This window comes from uncultured Chloroflexus sp., from assembly GCF_937129525.1.
Lineage (GTDB): Bacteria > Chloroflexota > Chloroflexia > Chloroflexales > Chloroflexaceae > Chloroflexus.
In genome coordinates this window covers 1-11,683 of the sequence record NZ_CAKZNK010000047.1, presented here as the reverse complement: position 1 = coordinate 11,683, position 11,683 = coordinate 1, and the positions used below count along the sequence as shown (strand labels likewise).

Here is an 11,683-nt window from a genome sequence, read left to right as displayed (position 1 = left end):
CAGATCCACTCTCACCTTTTGCCCGCATTGCAGCTATGAAGCTGGAGCAAAGAATGACTCAGACAATCAACACACAAACATGGCATAATAATATGCAACTGCGCATATCATTGCCCGGTATACGCCAGCACTGGGGCATACGTTGAGCGGAGCACATCGATGACGATCTTCACCTTGCGCGAGCGTGTTCTGGCCGATTACCGCGATTTTGTCCGTTCTTTCCTCAACATTGCCGACGATCGGGCACGCGCATTTGTCGATCATGCACTTGATGCGGAATCACGCCTGTGGCCAGATTTTTTGTTACAACTCAGTCCTTCCTACCGGCGAACAGCAACGGTAGACGAGCTTGCCCAACAGCAGGTGATCCATCCAACCACGGCCCGTATCTTCCGCGCGCAGGATGGAAAGCCGTTTTCACTGTACCAGCATCAAGTCGCAGCTATCGAACGCGCCGCCCGCGGTGAAAGCTATGTGGTCACCAGTGGCACCGGTTCTGGCAAAAGTCTGACCTATTTTCTGCCCATTATCGACTCGCTGCTACGTCATCCGCCAGCCACCGAGCGAGTGGTGGCGCTGGTGATCTATCCGATGAACGCGCTGGTCAACTCGCAGTTGCAGGCGCTCACCGATCTGAAGGAACGGTATGAACGCCAGACGGGTGAACCCTTTCCAGTGCGTTTCGCGAAGTACACCGGCGAGACCGATGAACGTCAGCGCGAAGAACTCCGACAGCATCCACCCCAGATTCTGCTCACCAACTATGTCATGGCAGAACTGTTGCTCGTGCGGCCTGAGGATCAGCGGTTCCTCGCGTCTATCTCTTCGTCTCGCCCCTCCACCAAACAGGGAACTGAAGACGGTCTGCGCTTCCTGGTGCTCGACGAGCTGCACACCTATCGCGGACGGCAAGGCGCCGATGTGGCGATGTTGATCCGCCGCCTGAAGACACGCTGCGGTTCGGCCAACCTGACGCATATCGGCACATCGGCAACGATGGCGACTTCTTCCCCAACCGGATCGGGCAGTGGCGAGGAGCGCCGGCGCGCCGTTGCCGATTTCGCTACCCGGTTGTTCGGGCATCCCTTTAGCGCCGACCAGGTGATCGAAGAGACGCTGGTGCGTTTTACCGCAGGCGAGCCGCCTGCCCGTGATGAGCTGGCTGCGGCGCTGGCTATGCCCCTGCCTGATGACTGCGAGGAATTCCGTCGGCACCCGCTTACCCGCTGGGTGGAAGCGGAATTTGGCGTCGAAGAGGACGAACAGGGATCGGTGCGACGGCGCGCGCCGCAAACGCTGAGCGATGCGGCCCGATGTCTGGCTGAGGCGAGTGGGGTCGATCCGGCTACCTGCGCCGAGCGGCTGCGCGAGGTGCTCACCAAAGGCGCGACGCTGTTTCCCGCCGGTAGCGACTCTTCGTTTGCGTTTAAGTTGCATCAGTTTATCAGCCAGAGTCATACCCTGTATGCCACCCTGGAACCGCCCGATCAGCGAGAGTTTTCGCTCGATGGAAGGTTGCAGGCCGGCGAAGGACGCTGGTTTGTGCCGCTGCGCTTCTGCCGGCAGTGTGGGCAAGACTATTACCTGGTGTTTCACGATGCGGATGCGTCCCGCGTGACGCCTGCACTGGCCGACCCTGACGCCTTCGCAACCGAGCGCGACCTGACATTGTGGTATCTGATGATTGCGCCAGCCGAAGGCGACTGGAGCGACGAGCATATTCCAGACGAATGGTACGATGCGCGGGGAAGATTGCGCAAGGATTGGCGGGATCGGATTCCCAGGGCGGTATGGGTGTCGCCGGACGGGACAGTGCATCCCGATCAGGTGACGGGCGCGATCAAGATGTGGTATCAGCCCAAATCATTTACGCTGTGCCTGCGCTGCGGCGAATTCTATACCGAACGCGAACCCGAGTTTGTCAGACTGGCCACTCTCTCCAGTGAAGGGCGGGCCAGCGCGACCACCGTGCTGGCCACCAGCCTCCTGCGGCATGCCGCGAGTATTGGTGTGGTGCGCGACAAATTGCTGACCTTTACCGATAACCGCCAGGACGCTTCGCTCCAGGCCGGTCACTTCAATGATTTTATCAGGGTTAGTGTCCTGCGCGCAGCGCTTTACGCGGCGTTGCAGACCGAGAAGGACCATACCATCGCTGCCGACCGTGTTGCCGAGGCGGTCGTCGCGCAGTGCGGGTTGTCCCTGCGCGATATTGCCAGCAACGTCGATCTCGATCCCACCACCGAAGCGGCGCGACGAGTCTGGCAGGTGTTTCGTGAATTGACCGAGTATCGGATCTATGAAGACCTGCGCCTGGGCTGGCGAGTCGTGCAGCCGAGCCTTGAGCAGGTTGGGTTGTTGCGAGTAGATTATTCCGGGTTGGCGGCACTCTGCGCGAACGATGAAGTCTGGCAGTTCCATGAGAAATTTGCGGCCCTATCAAGCGCGGAACGGGAGCAGATCACGCGCGCTGTGCTCGATTATTTTCGCCACCGCCGGGCGATTAATGCCGCCGTGCTGCGCGCAAACGAGCAGGACTCGCTGCGCAAACGGTGCAATCAGGCGCTGAATGAGTTTTGGGGGTTGGATCCCGATAGCGCTGGCAACGATGTGCGTCCTGCAACCTGGTTCGTGCTGCCAGGAGCCAGCGGTGGCCGTGATGTTGAGGGGCCACGCCTGACGGCGCGCAGCAAAGTGGGCCAATTCCTGCGCGCGCGCCTGCAACTGACCGAGGCCGACTATCAGGGTCTGATTGGTTCCTTCCTGAGCATACTCGTCAAACACGACCTGCTCAGGCGGCTCGATCCCGACGGCGACACAGAGCGCTTCCAGCTCAATTCGGCCTGTCTGCTCTGGCGCCTGGGGAACGGCTCGCCGCCACCGGCCTCTCTCGTTACCCGTCGTGACACACATGATCGCGCCAGATCTCATCAGGTCAATACTTTCTTTCAGCGCTTTTACCAAACTGCCGCGGCGCAGCTCGCCGCTCTGGAAGCGCGCGAGCATACCGCGCAGGTGGTGAGTGCCGGTGAGCGAGAGCGACGCGAACGGCGCTTCCGCTGGGTTGCGTCCGATCAGCGCGCCACAACTGAGCTTGGCCGTCGCCTGCCCTACCTGGTCTGCTCGCCCACGATGGAATTGGGGGTGGATATTGCCGACCTCGAACTGGTGCATCTTCGCAATGTGCCGCCGACCCCGGCCAACTATGCCCAGCGCAGCGGACGGGCAGGACGCCAGGGTCAACCCGGTTTGATCGTAACCTTCTGCGGAGCGCGTCACCATCACGACCAGTACTTCTTTCGGCGCCGTCAAGAGATGGTGGCGGGCAGCGTGCGACCACCCCGAATCGACATCGCCAACGAAGCGCTGGCGCGCGCCCATCTGCATGCAGTCTGGCTGGCGACCGCGCGCATTCCGCTTGGTCAATCGATCGAAACCATCATCGACCTCGACCAGGAGACGTTGCCCCTGCGCCAGGAGGTGGCAGCGCAGATCAACCTGAGCGAAGCGGCCAAAAACGATGTGCTGGAGCAGATGCGTCAGGCGCTGGCCGCCGATGTCGGCCCGCTCACTGCGGCAGGCTGGTGGAGCGAGTCGTGGTTGCAGCAGGCCTTGGCCGATGCGCCGCGACGCTTCGACGAGGCATTCAACCGGTGGCGCGAGCTATACCGGGCTGCAACCCGTCAACGCGATGAGGCGCGGAAGAAGAAAGATCGCGCGCGCCGTAAGGAAGATCAGGAGCTTGCCGATCGTCTGGAACGAGAGGCCCAGCGCCAATGCAATCTGTTATTGCAAATCGATGTGCAACGCGAGGAGGGTGACTTTTACCCCTACCGCTATCTGGCCAGCGAAGGGTTTTTGCCCGGCTACAACTTCCCGGCACTGCCGGTGCGGGCATGGATTCCGCGTGGTGATGGCGAGTTCATCAGCCGACCGCGCTTCCTGGCAATTCACGAGTTTGCGCCGGGCAGCTTCATCTACCACGAAGGGGCGAAATGGGAAGTCGTCGGCTTCCAGGCCCCGCCAGGCGGGATTGAAGAGCGATTGAGCCAGCGACGGCTCTGCCGCACCTGTGGCGCATTCTCTTCCGTTGACGTTGATCTCTGCCCGGTGTGCCGAACGCGCTTCGATGGAGAAAACAGTCTGTTTGTTTCCGTCCTCGACATGCCGAACGTGCGCACCCGCCGACGCGAACGCATCACCTCCGAGGAAGAAGAACGCCGTCGTCGCGGCTATAAGCTGGAAACGTACTATCAGTTTGCGCCCGACGCGGGGAAGTTGCGAAGCCAGCAGGCAGATGTTGTGGTGCAGGGACAGCCACTGCTGCATCTCATATACGCGCCGGCAGCAACGCTCTTGCGCATCAACCACGGACCGCGTGGAGAAGGGTTTCGTATCGATCTGGAACGCGGTGATTTTGTCACTGACGAAGAGCAAACACGGCCAACACGACCCACCGATCGTCAACCCCGGATCGAAACCACGCGATTGGCGGTACAGGGTACCCATAATCTGCTCCTGATCCGGTTTGCGCATCCGGAGCTGCGGATAGATCGACGTCTGGAAACGACCTTGCAGTATGCGCTGATGCGTGGCTGCGAGCAGGTCTTCCAGCTCGAAGAGACGGAACTGAGTGTTAGCCTGATTGGACGCGACGATTTTCGCGCGATCATGCTTGCCGAGACCAGCGAAGGTGGCGTAGGGGTGCTGCAACGATTGGCGCTTGAGGCCGATGCCATTGCGCGCGTCGCTCAAGCTGCGCTCGAACGCTGCCATTTCGACCAGAACGGATCGGATCGGCGTCCGGATTGTCAGGCTGCCTGTTATGAATGCCTGCTCAGCTTCTCGAACCAGAACGAAGCTTTGTTGCTCAACCGCTGGCATGCGCGCGACCTGCTGCTCGAGCTGACAGCGAGCGTTACGCAACTGCGCTACGCTGAACGTGACTGGCAATCTCATCTTACCTGGTTGCGCTCGCTGACCGATCCCCGGTCAGAGCTGGAGCGGCAGTTGCTGGCGGCTCTGGCAGACGGACGGCATCGCCTGCCTGACGATGCGCAACGTCGGATCGACGATCCCCACTGTGTGGTCGATTTCTTCTACGAGCCGAATGTATGTGTCTTTTGTGATGGCACAGTACATGATGCAGCGGCGCAGCGCGAGCGTGATCGCCTGACGCGCGATGAACTGGCGCAACGCGGCTATCGGGTGGTGGTCATTCGTTACGACCAGCCGTTATCGGCGCAGATTGCTCGCTATCCAGAAGTCTTTGGACAGGCGCGCACATAACTGTAATCACTGGATCCGGCATACCACTCCATCGCCGCTCCGTTGCGCGCTGACCCTGGCAGAGCGATATTGTGGATCAAGAATGTTGCCTGGCATGCTCTGTGGTAGGCGTGAAGCAGAGATCCCGGTCCATAACATGCCGGGTCGCTGGTTCGGATAAGCAACTGGAAGACGACGATAGCAATCATCCGAGCGCCGGCAGATGCTGGCGCTCGGATTAATCCTGTCAGGAAGAGGTGAGGCTGCCTGGGCGGCCACCATTCCCCGCTCGCCGAATGTTGCCACGCACTGACGTTTATGCCTGCCCGCCAACTACCGGCTGCAACACCAGCACACCCAGCACATCCGGCGGTAGACACGGCTCCACCTTCAACTCGCGAATCCGCAGCTTCGCCGCCTGGCGGATGCTTTTGTAAGCCGCAGCCAGCTCCGTCGCGCGGTCGCGCAGGCGCTGCGCCAGCAACGGCTCAATCGCCGGCCAATCTGCCAGTGCCGCTTCAATCCGTTCACGTCGTTCAGCTTTTGGCACATCGTCATCAGGTCGCGCCTCGTGGAGTAAGCGCAGCGATTCATCATCCGGGAGCCAGGAACATGCGGGGGATGATTTGAAGTAGCCTGCAACACGAACCTCTTCCGCAAGCAGCGGTGATCGTTCTGGCAACTGGATCAGATAGCGCACTCGTAACAAGAGCAGGGTCGTCAGCCGACTCACTGCGCGCGTGACAATCACACCACAGCGAGCAGCCACCGCCGCGCCTCCCCTGCTCAACGCCTCATCAAACAGATAGCGCGCCAGTGTTGCTACCAGGGGATGATTCCGTCCCAGATAGATGGCGCCCTCTGGAGTCGGCGACTCAAAGCTCACCAGCCACTCACCACTCGCGCGCTTTGGCAACGTGGAGCGCGCGATTTCCCGAATCGGTTCAGGCGAAGCTGCTGTCACGGTCACCCGAAACACTCCCGCGTGGCGGGCAGGTTGGATCGGCAGGTTGAGCCGTTGCGCCGCCTCGAGAACAAAGTTCTTGACCGCATTGCTGTCACCCAGCACAGCATCAATCGCCTCTAGCTCGCGCTGAACGGCCTCTGGCTTAAGCGATCGTTGGGCAAAACGGGTGCGAGTGATCCGTTCCCGATCAACGTTGCGCTGCCAGCGTTCATGCAGGGCCTGCACAGCCGGCACATCGAGATCGAGCGTCAACTGCAAAGCAGGCGCGCGCCCACCTGACCAGCCGCGCAAAAAGAGCGCATTCAGCACGGCTTCGGTCACACTTTCACTCTCTGCCGGCACCGGCACATAGGTGCCCAGCGCGCGATGGATCTCGGCGGCTTTGTTGAGCAACACATCGAGCACGACGCCATCAACCGGGTTGTCAGTGCCGTAGATGCGCGCGACCTGCACTTCAGGCGATGGCTGTCCAAAACGATCGACTCGTCCTTCGCGCTGTTCAAGACGGTTCGGATTCCACGGAAGATCGTAATGAATCACTGCATTGAACGACTCTTGCAGGTTGATCCCCTCTGAGAGGCAATCGGTCGCTACCAGCACGCGCGGTCGGCTGACATCAATTTCGGCGATCCGATGGCGACGTTCGTCATCGGGTTGTCGTCCGGTCAGGCACTGCACCTGAATGTTTGGATCGGCAAGACGCTGCCTGAGCGCTTCGGCGACATATTCTGCCGTTTTCACATAGTGACACCAGACAATCGGGTGAAACGAATTGTCAATCAGCGCGCGCACTTCCTGAACGAGCGTATCAAGCTTGGTATCAGCATTCGTTTCGCGCACCGTGAGCGCAAGCTGACGCAACTCGCGCAGCTTGCGCCGCTCGGCGTCAAGCAACGTTGCGGCAGTCCGTTCGAGGAGCGGCAGCGGCATCTCGTCATCGACGCGATCATCGTCTGGCTCAAACACGAATCCGCGAAAATCGATCTCGTCCACCACCTCATCATCGATCAGCGCCAACGCAGTACCGTCCGGCTCTGCGGAATCGCTCCGTCTCTCCAGCGCGGTCAGCGCCGCCGCCGGGCTTGACATGACGCACCGCAACAGCGCCAGCGCTCCCCAGTAACGCACCCGGCGTTTGCGTTCCTCAAGCTTTTGACCGGTGCGAACAATCTCGGCACAGAAGTCGTAAGTCTTCCTGAACAGCGCGCGATAGGTATCAGAGAGGGTATAGGGTCGGTCGGCAGCCAGACGCTGCGGAAAACAGGAATCGCGCGTCCAGTCGCGTTCAATGTCACGACGGGTGCGCTGCACGAAATGTTGGGACAGTTTCTGTAACCGTCTCTCGTCCAGGTCGTGAATGTCCCAGGTAGCAAAGTCGGGATCGAGTAAGCCAAGCAGTGATTGAAACGCCTCTTCAACACCGCTGTGAGGTGTGGCAGTGAGCAGGAGCAGGTGGCGTTGTGGATCTTTCGCCACTTCCTGCACCAGGCGATGACGCTGTTGCTGGTTTTGGTTGTGCGCTTTGGCCGCGCCATGCGCCTCATCGACGATGACCAGCTCGGGCGTATGGAGCAAGAAGGTATGGCGATTGCGATCACTCTTCACCCAGTCGATGCTGATGACCTGCACGGGGAAATGTTCGTAAATCGTGCGCTGAGGCGGCGTTTGTCGCTCTAACTGGCGCACCGTGCCGGAACGAACGATCACCACTTCTGGAAAATTGAACTTCTCCGTCAGTTCCGCATACCATTGATCGCAGAGATAGGGCGGGCAGAGCACAGCCAGACGTTTGATCTCGCCGCGATCCCATAATTCCCGCGCAATCAAGAGCGCTTCAATCGTCTTGCCCACCCCGACATCATCCGCAATCAGCAACCGCACCGGATCGAGACGGAGCGCCATCAACAACGGCACGAACTGGTACAGACGCGGACGGATAGAGATGTGCCCAAGCGAACGGATCGGCGCCGCGCCGTCGCGCAGCAGCAAGCGGGCCGCCTGCCAGAGCAGATGGGTGGCGCTGGCGTTACCCAGATCGTCTGGCGTGGGCAGACGAAAGAACGAAGGGCGGATACGCTCTTCAGGGAGGGTGTAACTGATCAGATCGGCCAGGCCGCGATGAATAGCCACCACGTCATCGGTTGCGCCGGTCAGCGGACGCAGACGCCAAAGCTGGTCATCGTCGCCGGGCAACAAGACCCAATCGCGGTTGCGACAACGCACGATTGAACCAGGAGTGAATTGAGTAGTCGTCATCAAGCCTCCTTCACAGCGCTTCCCGCCTGACTGCGCGCCGACAACAAACCTGCTCGCGCTGACTGTATTATAGCGAGACTACGCGCTCCCGGCGTTCGAGTGATGAGAACGATTGCCAGACACAGCAACGCTCACCGATACATCGTTTACCTCAACGCTCATCATTTCGTAACGTTTCGCCTGCCGTCAATACTCACCACTATCGTTGATCAGCGCGAGACCACAAAGCAATGGTATTCGAACAGTGGAGGCGCGTATGCCGATAACCCAGCGATCGTTACTTCGTCTGATCCCTATACTCTTCACCGTCGCACTCGCGCTACTGATCGCAATCTGGAGCTGGCCCGCCAGCGCGCAAACCGCCAGCCTGACCGTCTCGCCAACCGTGGCTTACCAGAACACAACGGTTACTCTTAGCGGCAGCGGTTTTCTGCCCGGCGAAACGGTGAGTGTCTGGATTACCTACCCCGACTACACTGTGTATGGCGTCACCGTGACCACAATCGACGATCAGGGTCGGTTCAACCACCCCTATCTACCCGACTTCCTCGGCGCGACCTTCACGCCCACCGGACGCTACACCTACACCGCGCGCGGCTGGCAGAGTGGACGCGAAGCGTATGCCAGCCTTACCGTTGAAGTGGCGCCGGCAGTGGGAACAACCGGCAGCGCGCGGCTCACCGTTGATCGCCCCACGCAGGCCCAGGGCGCTATCTTCACCTTCAGCGGCAGCGGTTACCGTCCCGGCGAACGTGTAGCAATCTGGTTGCGCTACCCCAACGATGCCATTGCCGACCTCGGCGCACAGATAGCTGATCGCGACGGACGAATCGGCCTGGCCATCGCCAGCGACGGCATTCCGGTCGGTCGCTATGCCCTCACTGCCCGCGGCTTGCAAAGCGGCGCGAATGGCATTATCGATTTCGAAGTGCTGGTAGGTGACACGTTACGTCCGCGTGGCAATGCCGAACTAACGGTCGAGACGGCGAGCAGCCGTCAGCGCAGCGCCATACGTCTGCGTGGCAGCGGATTCTTGCCCGGTGAAGTCATCACGGTGTGGGCAACCTTGCCCGACTACTCAACCGAATGGCTCGGCGACGTGACGGCAACGAATGAGGGAACCTTCGTCGCCGAAGTATACCTGAACGAACGGGATCCGGTTGGCCGCTATGCGATCAGCGCCTACGGCAACCGCAGCGAGCGGCGGGCAGTGGCTGAGTATACCTTGCTGCCAGGCCCGTGATCTGAACGCGCTCACTTGATCGACTGCGGCAGACGCATAATCGGCGACAATGTCGATCCCGACTATCCCGGCCCGACTGACAGACAGGATTGACGAAGACTACACCGCCTCCGGTGAGGCGGTGTGGTTATCTGTTGTCATGGCTATCATTGCGGGGTACAATTCATACCACACCCCTCAAACCTCCTCAGACTGCTTGTGGTCAGCCGGCCAAAATGCACCAGATCGAACCCTTGACAGAAAATATAATATATCATATACTTTCTAATAACCTGAAAGAATAAAAATCATAGCGATCACAAAGACGTAAAGAACCATCCATCGTGACTGCGACGCCAGCCAGACATTACTTGCCTCACCCCAACACGGCGATCACCATCCAGGCTGTCCGGCGTTACCAACGTTCTGCGTGATCCACCGGTCAATCGGTTTACACCCTCAAGGAGGAGAACATGGCGCTTGATGCTGCAACCAGTGCATTCCTGGCCGAGATGGCCAAAGCCGGCGGGAAACAGATCCACGAAATGACCCCTGCGGAAGCGCGCGCACTCGGCGCTACCTTATCATCAATGTATGGCCCAGCACCTGATGTGGCTCGCGTCGAAGATCACACCATTGCCACACCCGACGGCGGCTCTATCAGAATCAGAATCCTCTTCCCTGAAGGCACTCCACGCGCAATGATGATCTACTACCACGGCGGTGGCTGGGTCATTGGCGCGCTGGAAGAGTTCGATAATCTTGGTCGGCGGTTAGCTACCCGCACCGGTTGCGCAGTAGCCCTCGTCGATTACCGTCTCGCCCCCGAACACCGCTATCCCACTGCGGCTGATGATGCCTACCTTGCCCTTGAGTGGGTGGACAACTATCTGAAATCGAACAATCTGTCGATGCCGATCATCGTCGCCGGTGATAGCGCTGGCGGCAACCTTACGGCTGTCGTTGCCCGTCGCGCCCGTGACCGCCATGGGCCGTCCATTGCGATGCAGATTTTGGTCTACCCGGTCACCGATGCCAGCTTCGATCGACCCTCGTACCTTGCGCCCGAAAATCAGCTCTTGCTGACACGCGAAGGGATGATCTGGTTCTGGGATCATTATGTGCCCGACCCTGCCCGTCGCGAAGAACCCGATGCCTCACCGCTGCGCGCCGACGATCTGAGCGGCCTGCCACCGGCTGTGGTGATCCTCGCCGAACATGATGTGCTGCTTGATGAAGGTGAAGCCTACGCCCAACGCCTGATGGCTGCCGGTGTGTCGGTTGAATCGAAATGCTACGAAGGCCAGATGCATGGCTTCTTTACGCTCCTGATGCTGCCCAGGTCAAACGACGCCATCGAACAGATCGCGAACGCAATCGAAGCGCATCTCACCCCTCAATCCGCTTAGACACTGGCTGCCGTAAACCGGTAAGGGCAGGGTATACCTTCTCACGATACTCTGCCCATCTTCACTATTGTCTGCAAATTCCGGCAACAATGGCGTTACCACGAATTGGAGAGGAGAGCAACGATGACTCATACCGCAGAGAGGTTTGATGCTGTGGTGGTAGGAGCAGGGTTTTCCGGGCTTTATATGCTCCATCGCTTGCGAACCATGGGATTTACGGTACGAGTTTTCGAGGCTGGTAGCGATGTTGGTGGTACCTGGTACTGGAATCGCTATCCCGGCGCGCGCTGTGATTCTGAGAGCATCTTCTACATGTTCTCTGATCACGTTTCAGAAGAACTGCTGCAAGAGTGGAACTGGAGCGAGCGTTTCGCCGCGCAGCCTGAGATTCTGCGCTACCTGCAATTTGTCACCGACCGATTAGATCTGCGCCGCGATATTCGGTTCAATACCAGAGTCACCGGCGCGATGTTTGACGAAGCGGCTAACGAGTGGGAGATCACAACCGAGCAGGGCACACAGGTGCGCGCCAGCTTTTTGATCACCGCCGTCGGCTGTTTG

Annotated in this window: 5 protein-coding genes; 4 read left to right on the top strand and 1 reads right to left on the bottom strand. The window is 59.5% G+C overall.

The window, feature by feature from the left end:
- Window positions 1-159: 159 nt before the first annotated feature.
- Complete coding sequence (locus Q0650_RS04810; RefSeq protein WP_298816466.1) at window positions 160-5,289, top strand: DEAD/DEAH box helicase; 5,130 nt, start codon at window positions 160-162, stop codon at window positions 5,287-5,289.
- Window positions 5,290-5,584: 295 nt separating this feature from the next.
- Here Q0650_RS04810 and Q0650_RS04805 read toward each other — a convergent pair whose 3' ends face one another.
- A complete protein-coding gene (locus Q0650_RS04805) occupies window positions 5,585-8,491 on the bottom strand; it encodes a helicase-related protein (protein ID WP_298816463.1) in 2,907 nt (968 codons plus the stop codon).
- A 256-nt stretch (window positions 8,492-8,747) separates the two neighbouring features.
- Here Q0650_RS04805 and Q0650_RS04800 point away from each other — a divergent pair, with 256 nt between their 5' ends.
- The 3 genes from Q0650_RS04800 to Q0650_RS04790 form a co-directional block, all read left to right on the top strand.
- Window positions 8,748-9,734, top strand: coding sequence for a hypothetical protein (locus Q0650_RS04800; protein WP_298816461.1), 987 nt, complete (start codon window positions 8,748-8,750; stop codon window positions 9,732-9,734).
- 452 nt (window positions 9,735-10,186) lie between these two features.
- Window positions 10,187-11,122 carry an alpha/beta hydrolase gene (locus tag Q0650_RS04795; RefSeq protein WP_298816459.1) on the top strand — a complete coding sequence of 312 codons (936 nt, stop codon included), beginning with the start codon at window positions 10,187-10,189 and terminating at the stop codon, window positions 11,120-11,122.
- A gap of 123 nt (window positions 11,123-11,245) precedes the next feature.
- On the top strand, window positions 11,246-11,683 hold a 438-nt coding region (locus Q0650_RS04790), incomplete at its 3' end, for an NAD(P)/FAD-dependent oxidoreductase (protein ID WP_298816458.1).